Consider the following 14,248-nt stretch of genomic DNA (forward strand, 5'->3'; position numbering starts at 1 on the left):
GTTCTCATTCGTCGCCCGCACAGAACGCGACGAGTTCCGCCGCGACGGCCTCGGGTTCCTCGTGCTGGACCCAGTGGGTAGCCTCCTCGAAGTACCGGAGCGACCCGTCGTCGCAGAAGTCGAGGCTCTCCTCGGCCATCTGCCGTTCGAGGAACTGGTCGCCGGCCCCCCAGAGGATGCGCGTCGGGACGCCGACCCGTGTCGTCCTCGGCTCCGGTCGTTCGCGGACGATGGCGCGGTACCAGTTCACCATCGCCGCGTACGCGCCCGGCTGGGACCACGCGGTCCGGTAGCGCTCTACGTCCCGAGCCGAGAACGTTCCCGGCCGCGCGGAGTCGCGCAGGGCACGGGTGGGAAGCGCCCAGTCGTTCAGGCGCGCGAGGCGCTCGGGCACCGACGGCAGCTGGAAGAAGAGGACGTACCACGACTTCAGTTGCTGGCGCGGGTTCCGCGTGAGGTTGCGGCGGAACACTGTCGGGTGCGGGACGTTCGCGGCGACTAGCCGTGACACCCGGTCGGGGTGGTGCAGCGCCGTCCACCACGCGACGGCGGCACCCCAGTCGTGACCGACCACGCGCGCCTCGTCGTGGCCGAGCGCCGAGAGGAGACCGGCCACGTCGCCCGCGAGGTAGTCGATGCCGTACGCGTCGACGTCGCCCGGTTTGGAGCTGAGGTTGTAGCCGCGCTGGTCCGGCAGCAGCACCCGGAAGCCGGCGTCGGCGAGGGGTTCGACCTGTCGGTGCCAGCCGTACCAGCACTCGGGGAACCCGTGGAGGAGGAGCACGGGCGTGCCGTCCTCGGGACCGGCCACGACGGTGTGCAGGGTGGCGTCGCCGACGTCGACGTACCGACTCTCGGCGTCGACGCCGAGGCCGACGCTCGCCGCGGTGAGTCCCTCGGGCGCAGAACGTGAAGAGCGGGACATACCGGAGGGTGGGAGGTCACGGTCAAATAGTCACGGAAAGGAGACCGGGGGCGTGGCTACCCGAACAGCCGTTCGCGGAGGCTCCGCTTGTTCTTCCGCTCGGCGAGGAGGACGGAGCAGTCGACCTCGTAGAGGACGTCGAGGACGAGCGACCCACGGACCAGCCTGCTGAGCAGGCCACGCTCCGTGGCACCGATGATGAGCAGCGACGCGTCCTCGGCGTGTCGAGCGATTGCGGCCTCGACGTCGCCGCTCTCGACGACGAGGTTCGCGTCCGAGAGGTCGTGCTCGTCGGCCCACTCGGCGAGGAACGCCTCGCCGGCGGCGACGTCGTCGGCGACGTGCAGGAGGTCGATCTCCGAGCCGTACTCGTCGCGGAGCATCGCCGCCACCTCCGCGGAGAGGTCGGAGTCGGGGCCGCCGGCGGTCGGGACGAGGATGCGAGAGGCGTCGAAGCCGCGGTCCTTCATCACGAGGAAATCACACGGCAGGGAGTGAGCGAGTTCGTCGATGGCCGACTCGGCGCGGCCGGGCGACCCGTGTGCGTCTGGTCCCCACCCCATCACCGTGAGGTCGGCGTCGTACGTCCGGGCGGCGTCGAAGATTTCCTCGAACGAGCGGTGCGAGAGGATGGTGTGAGTCTCGACGTTCACGCCGAACGTCTCGGCGTCCTGGCGGGCCTGTTCGAGGAGGCCGCGGGCGGCGTCGAAGTCGTCCTGCTGGCGTGCGGATTCGAGCGCCGTCTGGTCGGGCACCTGGACGATGTGGGTGGCGACGACCGTCCCGCCCCGCTGTTTGGCGATCGCGGAGGCGAGCGTGATGAGGTCCTTCTCGTGGCCGGGGTTCGCCAGCGGCACCATCACGCGGTACTGCCCGCCGTCGGGCTGGACGCTCGTGGCCGCGGAGACGGCCGCCTCGGGCATCTCGTCGGAGCGGCTCAGGATGTACTCGGAGAGGACGCCCTGTTTCGTGGTCCGCGAGCGTGCGTAGCCGAGGTACCAGACGGCCGCGAAGACCACGAACGCCGCGCTGAACGCGACGGTGATGCGCGGTTCGATGAACGCGATGAGCGCGAACGAGAGGATGGAGCCCACGATGGGCGTGATGGGGTAGAGCGGGACGGTGTACGACGGGTCGTACTCGGCCGCGTCGGCCTCACGCATCACGATGAGCGCGATGTTCAACAACCCGTATATGACCAGATGGAGCACGCTCCCCATCGTCGCCAGCGTGTTGATGGGCGCGAGGACGATGAATACGAGGATGAACGCACCCGTGATAGCGATGGAACGGTACGGCGTCCCGAACCGGGGGTGAATCTCGTTGAGCGACGGCGTGACGATGGAGTCACGACCCATCGCGAAGTTGATCCGCGAGGAGGCGAGGATGCTCGCGTTGGCGCTGGAGGCGGTCGCCAGGAGGCCGCCGAACAGCATGGCGATGGCACCGACGGGGCCGAGGAGGAGTCGTGCGACCTCGACGACGGCGATGTTGCCTGCGGCCTCCTGCTGAGCGATGTACCCCTGTTCGACCGCGGCGCTCATCACGACGAGCACGAGCGCGTAGATGAGCGTCACGATGACGACGCTCCCGATGACGGCCCGGGGGAGGTTCCGGTCGGGGTCTTTGATCTCTTCGGCGACGGAGGTGATCTGGACGAAGCCCAGGTAGGAGACGAAGATGAGTCCCGTCGTCGTAATCATCGGGCCGAACCCGTTGCTCGGCGGGAGGTTCGACGGCTCCGCGCGGAGCGCGCCGACGAACGTGAAGACGGCGAGGATGGCGACGAGGATGACGACGATGACGTTCTGGAGCTTCCCGGTCTCCTTCGCGCCGACGTAGTTGACGAAGACGAACAGCGCCGCGCCGGCGAGCGCGACGAGTTTGACCGGGTCGACGGCGACGATGCCGAGGTTGATGACTCCAAGCCCGAGGATGTTCTGGATGTACTGGCCGAAGCCGACCATGTAGAACGCGCTCGCGAACGCCAGCCCCATCCAGTTCGCCCACCCGGCGACGGAGCCGAAGAGCGGTCCGAGTGCCCGGTTGACGTAGAAGTACGCCCCGCCGGAGCGCGGCATCGCCGTCCCGAGCTCGGAGGCGGAGAGCGCCGTCAGGAGGGCGATGGCCCCGCCGACGACGAACGAGACGATGGCGAACGAGCCGGCCTGCTGGATGGCCGTGCCGGGGAGGACGAAGATGCCGGCCCCGATCATGGTCCCCACGCCGATGGTCAGTGCGGCGAGGGGGCCGAGGTCCTTGGCGAGTTCTTCGTCACCCATCCTGGCTCACCGCCGTGTGAGCCGCCGAGGGTGACGAAGAGGCCGAATCCACATCCCCGCTCACCGCCGTGTGAGCCGCCGAGGGTGACGAAGAGGCCGAATCCACATCCCCGCTCACCGCCGCGTGAGCCGTCCCGCGTAGCGAGGCCGCGTCACTCATCTTCTGCGTCCCCGGTGACCGCATCTCCGTCGTCGGCATCCGCGGGCGGACTCGGCAACACCACCACGGGGAGGTCGCTCTCGTGGACGAGCGCGTCCGCGACGTCCTCGCTGAAGAGGTCCCACCACCACTTGTGGCCGCGGGGTGTGAAGACGATTGCCGACGCGCCGGCCTCGTGTGCCCCCTCGACCAGCGTCTCGGCGACGTCGGTGCCGTAGAGGAGTTCGGTCTCGACGTCGACGCCCGCGGTCGCGGCACGGTCGCGGACGAGGTCGAACGCCTCCTCGGCGAGTCCCTCGCGCTGTTCCATCGAGGCCTTGTCGGGCGCCCCACCGGCCTTCTCGACGACGTGAGCGACGGTCATCCGGCCGCCGGCGGCGGCGACGCGGTCGAGGACGGCGTCGAGTGTGATTTCGGCGTCCTCGACGCTCGCGACTGGAACGAACGCGGCGGAGAGCAGGTCGGACGGGGGTGTCTCGTCATCCATGCCCTGGTCCCCCCGGGTCGACGGGTCGTACGAGTTGCCACTGTCTGTCGCTCGGTCTCGGAGTCATTGACGGGCGCTATGTGGGCATGTGTCTTAGGTCGTTCCCCTCCGACCCAGTGTGTGTCGAGTTCTCACGGGGGCCGGTCGCGAGTTCGCGGCGCGCCGGCCGGGGGCGCGGTGTCGCACCCGAGACGCGGACGCTATATCTGCGTGACCCACGCCCGGTAGTCCTCGTCGCGGTCGTAGACGTGCTGGAAGACGTGGTCGACGAACGCCGCGAGGCGGTTGGCGTCCGACCGGGCGGTGATGCGGACGTTCGTCCCTTCGCTCTCTTCCGGCGAGGAGAGTTCGTCGATGCGGAACTCGCGGAACTGTTCGAGGAGCGCCTCGAGTCGGGCCCGCTCGTCGTCGGTCACGTCGAGGTTGAACGTCTTCTCGGAGAACTGGACCCACGGGCCGGGGAGAGGGTCGTCGTCGTCGGTGCCGTCGACGTCGGGGTCGGCGTCGACTTCGACCGTGAGGAAGGCGCTACCCCGGGTGCGGTGTGCCGTGACGGCCTCCGCGAACAGCTTTCGGCGTTCCGCGGGCGTGTCGGCGTCGAAGCGAGTCATACTCGACCCGACGACGCCGGGACACAAACCGATGGCGTTCCGGCGTGGCGTCGTCGTCGCCGGGCTGACCGCGCCGCCCGTGAGTTCGCGGGCCCGGGTTCTCAGTCGTTCGCGGTGGTCCCCGTCCGCCCCGCCGCGTCGACTCTGACGGGGCGGAGGACGAGCGTCCCGAGTCCCGCGAGGACGAGGAGGCCCGCACCGAGATAGAACGACTGCGACCAGCCGAGCGTCACGACGAGTGCGCCCGCGACGGTGCCGCCGACGACGCCGCCGGGGACCTTCGCGGTGTAGACGGCGGCGTAGTTCTCCGAGGAGCGCGCCGCGCCGTAGTACTCGGCGACGAGCGTCGGGAAGATGCCGAAGACGGGGCTCCGGAAGAAGGCGGCGGCGGCGACACAGAGGACGAAGGGGGCGGCGAGTCCACGCGCCCCGACGAAGACGCCGGCCGCGAGCGAGACGCCACAGAGGACGAGCGAGACGCCCGCGGTCCGCTCGCCGCCGAAGCGGTCCGAGAGGCCGCTCACGACGAGGACGCCGGCCCCGTCCGCGAGGGCGATAGCCGAGGCGACTGTCGTCGCGACGGACGCCGAGAGGTCGAGTCCGGTGGTGAAGCCGACGGACTGGCCGACGAGCATGAGGCCGACGCCGTTCACGACGACCATCACCGCGTAGAGCACCCAGAACTGCCACGTCCGGACCACGGTGCGCCAGCCGACACCGGAGGATGGGTCCTGCTCCGCCCTCTCGGGGGCCGAGTCGTCCGGTGTCGTCGAATCGGAACCACCCGGCCTCGGGGAGTCGGGAGCGCCTCCCGTCTCCGAGTCGGACTCGTCTCTCCCCCCGTCGGTGTCGGCTCTGCGAGTCGTCTCGAACCGGGCGGGGTCGCGGACGGCCCACGCGCCGAGCAGGCCACCGACGCCGACCACCGCACCCAGTGCGAGGAGCGTGGTGGTGAACGCGTCGTCGAGCGACCCGCGGAGGAGCGGGATGAACAGGACGCTCGTCCCGCTGTACGCCATCGTGACGAGGCCGGTAGCCAGTCCCCGACGGCCGTCTTCGGGAATCCACTTCACGGGCGTGTTGACGGCGACGGTGTAGGCGATGCCCGAGCCGACGCCGCCGACGGCGTACGCGGCGGCGACGAGCGGGAACGAGCGGGCGACGCCGACGCCGGCGTACCCGACGAAGAGACAGACGGCGGCGACGAGCAGGAGGTTCCGCGGCCCGTATCGGTCCCGGATGCGTCCCGCCGGGAGTTGAGTGAGCGTCTGTGTGAGGACGAACAGGGTGAAGACGGTGCCGAGCGCGGGCGCCGAGGCGCCGAAGCGAGCGCCGACGACGCCGCTGACCGACGACCAGACGAACTGGTAGGTGCCGCCCCCGCCCATCACCAGCGCGGCGACGAGGACGACCAGCCAGCGGCGGGGGAGGCGACTCATCACTCCGACCAACAGGCAAGCGACCCAAATGGCTGTCGACTCGCCGGACCTCAGAGGAACACGAGGACGGCCGCGAGCGTCACCACGCTGACGACCAGCAGGTGGCCGAGGAGCGCCACCAGCGGCGAGACGCCGACTCGTCGCATCGCCGAGAGACGGATGTCCAGGCCGAGGCCGACGAACGCGAGCGAGAAGAGCGCCGTCGAGCCACGGTCGGCCAGCCCGACGAGGTCCGGGCCGATGACGCCCGCACTGGCCGCCGCCGCGAGGACGAGAAAGCCGAGAACGAACGGGGGGATGCCCGCCCGGAGGTGAGTCAGGCGTGCCCGGTCCGGTCCCGTCTGCCGGGTGATCCGGACGACGTAGACGAGCGCCACCACCCCGAGGAAGGCGTTACGAGTGAGTTTCGTGACGGTCGCCCACCGCCCGGCGACGGGGTCGTACGCGAACCCGGCGGCGGTGACGGGGCCGGTACTGAACATACTCAGTCCCGCCCAGACGCCGAACTGCCGTGCGGAGAGGTCCAGCAGTCCCCCGAGGACGGGAAAGGCCGCGAGCGTCACCGCGTCGAAGACGAGGATGGCCGCGACGACGGGGGTGAGGTCCTCCGCACGGGCGTCGAGGATGCCCGCGATGGTCGTCGCCGCGGAGACGCCACAGACGCTCGCGCCGGCAGCGAGCAGCGAGGAGGGAGTCGCGTCGAGGCCGAGGCGCCGGCCGAGCACCTCGCCGAGTGGGAGTCCGAGGAGGACGACGCCGACGACGAGTCCGAGGACGACGGCGCCCGCGTCCAGGAGTTGGCCCACCACGACGTTCGCACCCAGGAGCACGATACCGGCGTCGAGGAACCGCGAGTGCAACCCGGTACCCGCCTCGAAACGCGCGGGCAGTTCGAAGGCGTTGCCGACGAGCGCACCGAACGCGACGGCGACGAGCAACGGACTGGTGCCGACGACGCCGGCGACGCCGTGAGCGACGAGCGCGAGCGTGACGAGGAGTGCGACGCCGGGCGCGACGGCACGGAGCGACGCGAGGAACGACCGCATACACCGCACTCACGCAGGCGGTGGGTGCTGAACGTGTCGGTTCGCGTCGCAGGTAGCGGCAGAAGCTGCTGCTAGAACGCCGACGAACCGAGACGAGGTCCGAGAGACGCCGATAGAACCAGCTGAGTTTGCCCGTATACGCGTCTCGTGTCCGTGAGTCGTCGCGTCGGCCGCTCTCTCGTCACGACGACGCGGCAGAACGGATTCTTTAGTTCTTTAAGCCCGGAGTCGGTCGGGGGAGATATGAGCAAGCACATTCTCCTTCTGGGCGCGCCGGGCGCCGGTAAGGGTACCCAGTCGAAGCGACTCGCCGACGAGTTCGACCTCGAACACGTCACGACCGGCGACGCGCTCCGCGGCAACAAGGACATGGACATCTCCCACATGGACACCGAGTTCGACACCCCGCGAGCGTACATGGAGGCGGGCGAACTCGTCCCCGACGCGGTCGTCAACGAGATCGTCAAGACCGCGCTGCAGGCGGCCGATGGCTACGTCCTCGACGGTTACCCGCGCAACCTCGACCAGGCGGAGTACCTCTCGGACATCACCGCCCTCGACGCGGCGCTGTTCCTCGACGTGAGCGAGGAGGAACTCGTCGACCGCCTCACCGGGCGCCGGATCTGCTCGGAGTGTGGCACGAACTACCACGTCGAGTTCAGCCCGCCCGAGGAGGACGGCGTCTGCGACGAGTGTGGAGGCGAACTCGTCCAGCGCGACGACGACACCGAGGACACGGTCCGCGAGCGCCTCCGCGTCTACCGCGAGAACACAGAACCCGTCGTCGAGCACTACCGCGAGCGCGGCGAACTCGTCGAAATCGACGGCGAGGGGACGCCCGACGAGGTGTTCGACGATATCGTCGACGCCGTCGACGACGAGTAACGCCCGCACCGGTCGACCGCTCTTCTGACCCGGGTCCGAAGCGCGAGATGCAGATTCCCTCCAGCAGACGCGCGTACTGTCGACGAGGACTCCCTCCGCTTCGAGGGGGAGACGTACTGGACGTTCACGGTCCACGGTGACCGGTTCCTCGTCCACACAACCCGTGGGCGGAGCCGGTCGAACAGGTCGGCGAGGATGACGTCGTCTTCGAGGTGACGCCGGTGACCCTCTCCGAACGGGGACGTGAAGCCGTCACCGCCGCCATCACGTCGCCGGCCGCGACGGTCGAGACGGTCCCGGAGACGCTGGCCGACGCCACAGCGACGTACGACGCGCTGGCCACGACGACTGCGTTGTACCGGGCCCGACTCCGCTGACCGCCACGCCCGGGGGCTCGCACGAACCGTGTGGCAGGTCAGGGAACGAGCACGCCCTCCGGCGGCGTGACGTCGGACGCGAGCACGTTCGTCCGGAGGTAGCGGTCGAGTTCGCGTCGCACGCCGGCGTCGACGTCGTGCATCCCGAGGGCCATCGCCGCGCCGGCAGTCCCGTTCGCGGTCACGACGAGGTAGCTGGCGACGTCGTGGGGGTCGACGTCGACGAACTGCCCCTGCGCGATGCCCTCCTCGACGATGTCGACGAACAGGTCGATGACCGACGTCTCGTAGGCCGTGAGCCGCTCGTGGAAGCGTTCGTTGTGCGGGGCGTGTGAGAGCAGTTCCATCATCGCCACGTTGATGCCGCGGGCGACGTCGTCTCTCGGGTCGCCCACGAGGAAGTCCAGCGCGTCGTAGAGGCGCGTGACGGGGTCGTCGTCGAGTCGGGAGAGCTGGTCGCGGTTGCGCTCGATGGCCCAGTCTAAGAAGGCGACGACCAGGTCGTCCTTCGTGTCGTAGTGGTAGAAGAAGAACGCCTCGCTCTTCTCCGATTCGGCGGCCACCTTCTTCGTCGTCAGCCCGGCGTAGCCGTGCGTTGCCAGCGCGTTCTTCACCGCGTGGACGACCTCCGCACGGGCCGTCGGGGACGGGCTGTCGCTCATCTGTCGGCTGTGGGGCCTCCGCTCACATATGGGTATCCACTCTGACCACCGACCGGTCGACCGTGGGAGGAACATCGACGACGCACCGGCGTGGCTGAGTGTTCACTCAAAAGAGTTATTACGGCCGGCGTTGAGTGTTCGCTCAGAAATGCGAGCTTCGACACCACCGGTCGACGGCTGGTCCAGCCCCCCGGCGGGGGAGCGTCGGACGGTCCTCCTGATCGGACTGACCACGCTGGCGATTCTCGCCGTCGCGTTCGGCGCGATGGCGCTCGGCGTCTCGTACTTCTGGGTCGTCTTCCCCGTCGGCTTCGGCGGCGTCCTCCCCCTCGTCGTCGCGTACGGGCACCGAACCGACGGCGCCGACAGGGACCGGGAGTCGGCGACGAACGCCTCGGCCGAGACGACGAGTCCCGCGGCCGCCGGACAGGACGAGGCGCTCCGGACACTCAGGGCGCGGTACGCTCGCGGCGAACTGACGGACGAGGCGTTCGAGACACGCCTCGAACGACTGCTGGAGACCGAATCCGTCGCCAACGCGGCGAACCGGGTGCGTCGGCCGCGCTCCGCCGGCGACGACCGGGGCGGTGAGGGAGGACAGCGTGACTGAACGCGGCTTCGCGTGGCGGCGGCGCCACCAGCACTCAGCCCACCTCGTCCTCGCGAGTTGGCTCGGCGTCGTGCTCTACTCGCCGCTCGGCGAGGACGCGCGGGTGCTCCTCGCCACGCGGGTCGTCGCCTTCCCGCTGCTGGTCGTCTCGGGCCTCCTGCTGTGGAAGGGACCGGCGCTGAGCCGCCGACTGCGCGGCTGAGACGCGCCGTCCCTGCTGGCGCGCCTCCGCTCACCCGCACTCTCCCCTCGCTGACGTTTCCCCTCCCACCCCCACGCTCTCCCGCTGGCGCTCCCCCCTCCACACGCTCTCCCGCCCGTTCGCCACGGCGTCCTGCGCGCCCGAGAGTAAAAGCTTCATAACGGCTCATAGCTTATGACGGCGCAATGGCACGGACAGAGCAGAAGGTGCGTGACCTCGTCGACGGTGACGGCGAGATGCGCGAGGCGGTCGAGACCGTTCTCGCGCACGCCGACGACGACGACGCCGGCGAGGTGGCGTGGGTCGACGTGAAGGGCGAACTCACGAGCGGACAGTGGGGGCGACTCATCGAGCGCGGTGTCCTCGTCGAGGGCAACGCCGGCTTCCGCCTCGCCGACCCCGAGGAGGTACGGAGGGGGCTCAACGGCGAGGCGTCGACGGCTTCGACGTCGTCGAAGGCGAAAGCGAAATCCAAATCGAAGTCGGCGTCCAGCGACGGGGGAGGCTCCTCGTGGTCGAAGTACGACAAGGGCGCGGCGGTGGTGACCGTCGCCCTGTTCGCGGGCTACTCGTGGGCACCGCTCCGGAACGTCATCGGTGGCGTGATGGACGTCTTCCTCGGCCCGCTGGCCACGTTGATGCCTTTCTACGCCGTCGTGATGGTGCTTGCGCTGGCGACGGGGCTGTACTCGACGCTCCTGCAGGCGAACCTCATGGACATGGAGAAGATGTCCGAGTACCAGTCGAAGATGAAAGACATCCAGGAGCGGCGCAAGGAGGCCAAGGAGGCCGGCGACGACGACGCGCTGGACCGCATCCAGGAGGAGCAGATGGAGGCGATGGGCGACCAGATGGGCATGTTCAAAGAGCAGTTCCGTCCGATGGTGTGGATCATGTTCCTCACCATCCCGGTGTTCCTCTGGATGTACTGGGGCATCGGCATCGGACCGAACGCGGACTCACACGTCGCCCTGCAGAACCTCGTCCTGCCGCTGATGGGCGAAGTCGCGTGGACCGACCAGGTCCTCGGCCCCATCCAGGCGTGGATCGTCTGGTACTTCCTCTGTTCGATGGGCTTCACTCAGATCATCCGGAAGGGGCTCAACATCGACATGTCGCCCACCGCGTCCTGACCGTCCGTCACGTCCGTTCCGCTGCGACCCCTCGCGTGGCCACGACAGCGCCCGCGGGACCGACAGTCTCTTTTAGCACGCCGGGCGGAATATCGATATGTTACTCACCGTTTCGGGGCCTCCAGGCAGTGGGAAGAGTACCACTGCGGCGGCGCTGGCGGAGGCGTTCGAACTCGAACACATCTCGGGCGGCGACATCTTCCGTTCGCTCGCCGCCGAACGCGGCCTCACCCCGGTCGAGTTCAACGAACTCGCCGAGAAGGACGACCAGATCGACCGCGACCTCGACCGACGCCTCCACGAAATCGCCAGAGAGCGCGACGACGTCCTCCTCGAGTCGCGCCTCGCCGGGTGGCTCGCGGGCGACGACGCCGACATCAAGGTGTGGCTCGACGCCCCGCTGAACATCCGGGCGGAGCGCATCGCCGAGCGCGAGGACAAGACGTTCGAGACAGCCTACGAGGAGACTCACCGCCGCGAGCGCAGTGAGGCCAAACGCTACGACGAGTACTACAACATCGACATCGACGACCGCTCCATCTACGACCTCGTCTACAACACCGCGCGGTGGAGCCCAGAGGGAGTGCTCGGGATGCTGACCACCGCCGTGGACTCGTACGACCCGAACTCCGACGAGGGGAAGGCGCCAGTCGACGGCGTCATCTACGACTTCTGAACCGATGGCCCCGAACCGCGCCCCGCCCGACGACCGCTCGCTCGACTCCCTCCTGCGTTTCGGCGTCGTCAACCTCGACAAGCCGCCGGGACCCTCCGCACACCAGGTCACGGCGTGGGTCCGTGACCTCGCCGACGTCGACCGGGCCGCACACGCGGGGACCCTCGACCCCAAGGTGACTGGCTGTCTCCCGGTCCTCCTGGGAGACGCGACGCGGATGGCACAGGTGTTCCTCGAAGGGGTGAAAGAGTACGTGGCGGTGCTCGAACTCCACGGTCCCGCCCCGACGGACACGGAGCAGGTGATTTCGGAGTTCGAGGGCCCGCTGTACCAGAAACCGCCGCGAAAGAGCGCAGTCACCCGACGCCTGCGGGTGCGGGAGATATACGAACTGGACGTACTCGACACCGACGACAGACAGGTCCTCCTCCGCATCCGGTGTGAGTCCGGGACGTACGTCCGGAAGCTGTGTCACGATCTCGGCCTCGCGCTCGGGACGGGCGCCCACATGGGCCACCTCCGGCGGACGGAGACGTCGCCGTTCGACGACGCCTCGCTCGTGACGATGCACGACCTCGTCGACGCCGTCGCGTTCGCCGACGAAGGCGACGAGTCGGCGCTCCGTGACGTGGTCGCGCCCGCGGAACGCGCCCTCGTCCACCTCCCGCACGTCACCATCGCTCCCTCCGCCGCGGAACAGGTCGCGACCGGTGCGCCCGTGTACGCCCCGGGTGTCATCAGCGTCGAACCGGCCCGCGACCCCGTCGTCGAGACGGGGACCGGAGACGTCGCGACCGACGCGCTCGTCGCCTGCTACACGCCCGACGGGAGCGCCGTCTGTCTCGGTCGGCTGGTCGGCGACCCCGACGCGGAGCGAGGTGAGGTCGTCTCGCTCGAACGGGTCCTGGTTTGAGTCGGTCACACGCGTGACGAGTGTGCCCCCCTCACGCGCCGCCGCCGAAACGAAGCGTTTAACCACGGGACGGGCTTTCGTCGATATGCACCACGAGGGACCGTGGGGTAGTGGTATCCTCTGCGGATGGGGTCCGCAGGACTTGAGTTCGATTCTCAGCGGTCCCACTTCAGTTCTCGCGACACCACCGACGAACGGAGTGAGGAGCGTGCGCCGCCTGTCTGTACGACACCGATGAGAATCGGACGAACCGAGTTCGATTCTCAGCGGTCCCATGTTTTCGGAGAGAACTGGGACGAGGAGATGCCCGTGAGGGTATCTCAGCGGTCCCACTTTTCCGAAGGAAACTGGGTCGAAGAGATACTCGTGAGGGTATCTCGGCGGTCCCGTTGCCCGTGCTCACGTGTCTGCACAGCGACTCGCCCGGGTCGCTCGACAGTCACTGTCCCGTGCTTTCGAGCACCGTTCTACGAGCGAACCCGACCTGTAGGGTTAGAACTCCGCACCGCTGATCCACGCGTCGTCGACACAGCGCGGACAGCGGTGTTCCTCACGCTCTGCCAGGCACACTCGATGGCACCAGATGTGGCAGTGCTCACACTTCACCATGTCGTCGCCCCGCCCGAAGGGTTCGCCGCAGAGGTAACATCGCTTCAACCCGACCATACCCGAGTAGACGACGAGCGGCGAGAAAAACCTTAAGCGGCTGTCTGGAGGGATGAAGCGTCGGGGCCGGATTTCTATAGCTAGGGCCGTCGGCCTCCTCGCGTCGCTGTGACCCCGGGCGTGGAGACGGGCCACTCCTCGACGCTGGCGAGTCTCCTCACCGACGTCGGCGTCGCGGGGCCGGCCGTCGCCGAGCACGCAGCCCCCCCACCCGCTCGAGGGCGGGTGACTCCACCTGCTCGTCCGGCGCACGACCGACCCCGAACCGGCCGAGGAACCGCGCGGCCCGGGACCCGAACCGCCGTCGGAGTCGACCTCCGAGTTTCTTCGCGAGGGCGACGACGAACAGCACGCGCTCGAAGACCGACAGCACCCGGTCTGCGAGTCTCACGGGATCGACCGAAGAGCCGGCGGTCACCGTGCGGCCACCGGTCTGTGCGAGCGGGTCGGTGGGAGCGTCCGCGACAGGGTCCCCCGGCGTGCCCGCGGCCGACGACCCGACAGTCGTCCCGGACGGCCCGTTCGACCCCCCGACGCTACCGCCGGTCGTCGACGCGCCTGCCGTTCCGGCGCTTCCCACGGCGGCAGCGCCGCCGACGGCCTTCGCGCCGGCGACGGCGGCGACGCCGGCACCGACGACGGCGACGGCCCCGACTGCGGCCGCCTGCACCGGTGAAGCGAGTACCCAGAGCACGAGGCCGAGGAGGGCCACCGACACACGATTCGACGGACTCACGCCCTCCAGACGGATGTCGCCAGCCCTGAGTGCGGCCTCGAACGCCGCGTTGCGGTCGGGCGCATCGGCGACACGGTCGACCGTCGCCGGGTCGGTGAACATCCGGAGGGTCGCGTCGTCGCGCGGACCGGCCCGGAACTCGACGATTCGGACGGTGGCGTCGGTGCGGAACGAGAACAGTGCGACCGAGTCGTCGGGTGCTGTCACGACGAGCGTGACTCGCTGGTCGTCGGCGAGGCCGCTCACTGGATTCGAGCTAGTGTCGTCGACCAGCGCGTTGTGGCCATCGACGACGCGTTCGAGGGCCGCTTCCGTCTCCGCCGCCCAGACTGGTTGCGGTGTGTCTAGCTGCGCGGCCACCCCCCCACCGAGTGCCACGCTGACGAGGAACGCGGCGGTGACGAGTCGGAACGCCCCGTCCCAGAAGTCCATGACTCG

Annotated in this window: 16 protein-coding genes and 1 tRNA gene; 8 read left to right on the forward strand and 9 right to left on the reverse strand. The window is 69.0% G+C overall.

Annotation, left to right across the window (positions count from 1 at the left end):
• Nucleotides 1–4: 4 nt before the first annotated feature.
• From ACESK5_RS01825 to ACESK5_RS01850, 6 genes are all read right to left on the reverse strand, one after another.
• Nucleotides 5–925 carry an alpha/beta fold hydrolase gene (locus ACESK5_RS01825; protein WP_372909838.1) on the reverse strand — a complete coding sequence of 307 codons (921 nt, stop codon included), beginning with the start codon at nt 923–925 and terminating at the stop codon, nt 5–7.
• Between the two features lie 56 nt (nt 926–981).
• Nucleotides 982–3,207 carry an amino acid permease gene (locus ACESK5_RS01830; RefSeq protein WP_372909839.1) on the reverse strand — a complete coding sequence of 742 codons (2,226 nt, stop codon included), beginning with the start codon at nt 3,205–3,207 and terminating at the stop codon, nt 982–984.
• Between the two features lie 152 nt (nt 3,208–3,359).
• Complete coding sequence (locus ACESK5_RS01835) at nt 3,360–3,854, reverse strand: universal stress protein (RefSeq protein ID WP_372909840.1); 495 nt, start codon at nt 3,852–3,854, stop codon at nt 3,360–3,362.
• Nucleotides 3,855–4,054: 200 nt separating this feature from the next.
• Nucleotides 4,055–4,465: a hypothetical protein gene (locus tag ACESK5_RS01840; RefSeq protein ID WP_372909841.1), complete on the reverse strand. Its 411-nt coding sequence runs from the start codon at nt 4,463–4,465 to the stop codon at nt 4,055–4,057.
• Nucleotides 4,466–4,566: 101 nt separating this feature from the next.
• The gene (locus ACESK5_RS01845; protein ID WP_372909842.1) at nt 4,567–5,904 is read right to left on the reverse strand and encodes an MFS transporter; all 1,338 of its coding nucleotides are present in this window, start codon (nt 5,902–5,904) and stop codon (nt 4,567–4,569) included.
• Nucleotides 5,905–5,954: 50 nt separating this feature from the next.
• A complete protein-coding gene (locus ACESK5_RS01850; protein WP_372909843.1) occupies nt 5,955–6,950 on the reverse strand; it encodes a YeiH family protein in 996 nt (331 codons plus the stop codon).
• Between the two features lie 243 nt (nt 6,951–7,193).
• On the opposite strand from ACESK5_RS01850, the gene ACESK5_RS01855 reads away from it, so the two are divergent.
• Together ACESK5_RS01855 and ACESK5_RS01860 are read left to right on the forward strand one after the other, a co-directional pair.
• Nucleotides 7,194–7,835 carry an adenylate kinase gene (locus tag ACESK5_RS01855; RefSeq protein WP_372909844.1) on the forward strand — a complete coding sequence of 214 codons (642 nt, stop codon included), beginning with the start codon at nt 7,194–7,196 and terminating at the stop codon, nt 7,833–7,835.
• A 221-nt stretch (nt 7,836–8,056) separates the two neighbouring features.
• Nucleotides 8,057–8,212 carry a hypothetical protein gene (locus tag ACESK5_RS01860; protein ID WP_372909845.1) on the forward strand — a complete coding sequence of 52 codons (156 nt, stop codon included), beginning with the start codon at nt 8,057–8,059 and terminating at the stop codon, nt 8,210–8,212.
• A gap of 38 nt (nt 8,213–8,250) precedes the next feature.
• On the opposite strand, the gene ACESK5_RS01865 is transcribed toward ACESK5_RS01860, so the two are convergent.
• Nucleotides 8,251–8,874, reverse strand: coding sequence for a TetR/AcrR family transcriptional regulator (locus ACESK5_RS01865; RefSeq protein ID WP_372909846.1), 624 nt, complete (start codon nt 8,872–8,874; stop codon nt 8,251–8,253).
• A 148-nt stretch (nt 8,875–9,022) separates the two neighbouring features.
• Here ACESK5_RS01865 and ACESK5_RS01870 point away from each other — a divergent pair, with 148 nt between their 5' ends.
• From ACESK5_RS01870 to ACESK5_RS01895, 6 genes are all read left to right on the forward strand, one after another.
• The gene (locus tag ACESK5_RS01870) at nt 9,023–9,484 is read left to right on the forward strand and encodes an SHOCT domain-containing protein (RefSeq protein ID WP_372909847.1); all 462 of its coding nucleotides are present in this window, start codon (nt 9,023–9,025) and stop codon (nt 9,482–9,484) included.
• Nucleotides 9,477–9,686, forward strand: a complete 210-nt coding sequence (locus ACESK5_RS01875) for a hypothetical protein (protein WP_372909848.1) — start codon at nt 9,477–9,479, stop codon at nt 9,684–9,686. Before ACESK5_RS01870 ends, ACESK5_RS01875 begins: the two co-directional genes overlap by 8 nt.
• A 185-nt stretch (nt 9,687–9,871) precedes the next feature.
• Nucleotides 9,872–10,819 (forward strand): DUF106 domain-containing protein, encoded by a 948-nt coding sequence (locus ACESK5_RS01880; RefSeq protein ID WP_372909849.1) that lies wholly within the window; start codon nt 9,872–9,874, stop codon nt 10,817–10,819.
• Nucleotides 10,820–10,916: 97 nt separating this feature from the next.
• The gene (gene cmk / locus ACESK5_RS01885; RefSeq protein ID WP_372909850.1) at nt 10,917–11,495 is read left to right on the forward strand and encodes a (d)CMP kinase; all 579 of its coding nucleotides are present in this window, start codon (nt 10,917–10,919) and stop codon (nt 11,493–11,495) included.
• 4 nt (nt 11,496–11,499) lie between these two features.
• The gene (locus ACESK5_RS01890) at nt 11,500–12,408 is read left to right on the forward strand and encodes an RNA-guided pseudouridylation complex pseudouridine synthase subunit Cbf5 (protein ID WP_372909851.1); all 909 of its coding nucleotides are present in this window, start codon (nt 11,500–11,502) and stop codon (nt 12,406–12,408) included.
• 96 nt (nt 12,409–12,504) lie between these two features.
• Nucleotides 12,505–12,575: transfer RNA gene (locus ACESK5_RS01895), tRNA-Pro, on the forward strand.
• A gap of 325 nt (nt 12,576–12,900) precedes the next feature.
• On the opposite strand, the gene ACESK5_RS01900 is transcribed toward ACESK5_RS01895, so the two are convergent.
• Together ACESK5_RS01900 and ACESK5_RS01905 are read right to left on the reverse strand one after the other, a co-directional pair.
• Nucleotides 12,901–13,074, reverse strand: coding sequence for a hypothetical protein (locus ACESK5_RS01900; RefSeq protein WP_372909852.1), 174 nt, complete (start codon nt 13,072–13,074; stop codon nt 12,901–12,903).
• 157 nt (nt 13,075–13,231) lie between these two features.
• Nucleotides 13,232–14,242 (reverse strand): hypothetical protein, encoded by a 1,011-nt coding sequence (locus ACESK5_RS01905; protein ID WP_372909853.1) that lies wholly within the window; start codon nt 14,240–14,242, stop codon nt 13,232–13,234.
• Nucleotides 14,243–14,248: the final 6 nt, after the last annotated feature.

Source organism: Salinigranum sp. (genome assembly GCF_041641895.1).
In the GTDB taxonomy this organism is placed as follows: domain Archaea; phylum Halobacteriota; class Halobacteria; order Halobacteriales; family Haloferacaceae; genus Salinigranum.

Excerpts from the sequence above, each read along its gene's own strand:
- ACESK5_RS01825 (WP_372909838.1), bottom strand. The coding sequence starts at position 925 with ATGTCCCGCTCTTCACGTTCTGCGCCCGAGGGACTCACCGCGGCGAGC.
- ACESK5_RS01830 (WP_372909839.1), bottom strand. The coding sequence starts at position 3,207 with ATGGGTGACGAAGAACTCGCCAAGGACCTCGGCCCCCTCGCCGCACTG.
- ACESK5_RS01835 (WP_372909840.1), bottom strand. The coding sequence starts at position 3,854 with ATGGATGACGAGACACCCCCGTCCGACCTGCTCTCCGCCGCGTTCGTT.
- ACESK5_RS01840 (WP_372909841.1), bottom strand. The coding sequence starts at position 4,465 with ATGACTCGCTTCGACGCCGACACGCCCGCGGAACGCCGAAAGCTGTTC.
- ACESK5_RS01845 (WP_372909842.1), bottom strand. The coding sequence starts at position 5,904 with ATGAGTCGCCTCCCCCGCCGCTGGCTGGTCGTCCTCGTCGCCGCGCTG.
- ACESK5_RS01850 (WP_372909843.1), bottom strand. The coding sequence starts at position 6,950 with ATGCGGTCGTTCCTCGCGTCGCTCCGTGCCGTCGCGCCCGGCGTCGCA.
- ACESK5_RS01855 (WP_372909844.1), top strand. The coding sequence starts at position 7,194 with ATGAGCAAGCACATTCTCCTTCTGGGCGCGCCGGGCGCCGGTAAGGGT.
- ACESK5_RS01865 (WP_372909846.1), bottom strand. The coding sequence starts at position 8,874 with ATGAGCGACAGCCCGTCCCCGACGGCCCGTGCGGAGGTCGTCCACGCG.
- ACESK5_RS01870 (WP_372909847.1), top strand. The coding sequence starts at position 9,023 with ATGCGAGCTTCGACACCACCGGTCGACGGCTGGTCCAGCCCCCCGGCG.
- ACESK5_RS01880 (WP_372909849.1), top strand. The coding sequence starts at position 9,872 with ATGGCACGGACAGAGCAGAAGGTGCGTGACCTCGTCGACGGTGACGGC.
- cmk (WP_372909850.1), top strand. The coding sequence starts at position 10,917 with ATGTTACTCACCGTTTCGGGGCCTCCAGGCAGTGGGAAGAGTACCACT.
- ACESK5_RS01890 (WP_372909851.1), top strand. The coding sequence starts at position 11,500 with ATGGCCCCGAACCGCGCCCCGCCCGACGACCGCTCGCTCGACTCCCTC.
- ACESK5_RS01900 (WP_372909852.1), bottom strand. The coding sequence starts at position 13,074 with ATGGTCGGGTTGAAGCGATGTTACCTCTGCGGCGAACCCTTCGGGCGG.
- ACESK5_RS01905 (WP_372909853.1), bottom strand. The coding sequence starts at position 14,242 with ATGGACTTCTGGGACGGGGCGTTCCGACTCGTCACCGCCGCGTTCCTC.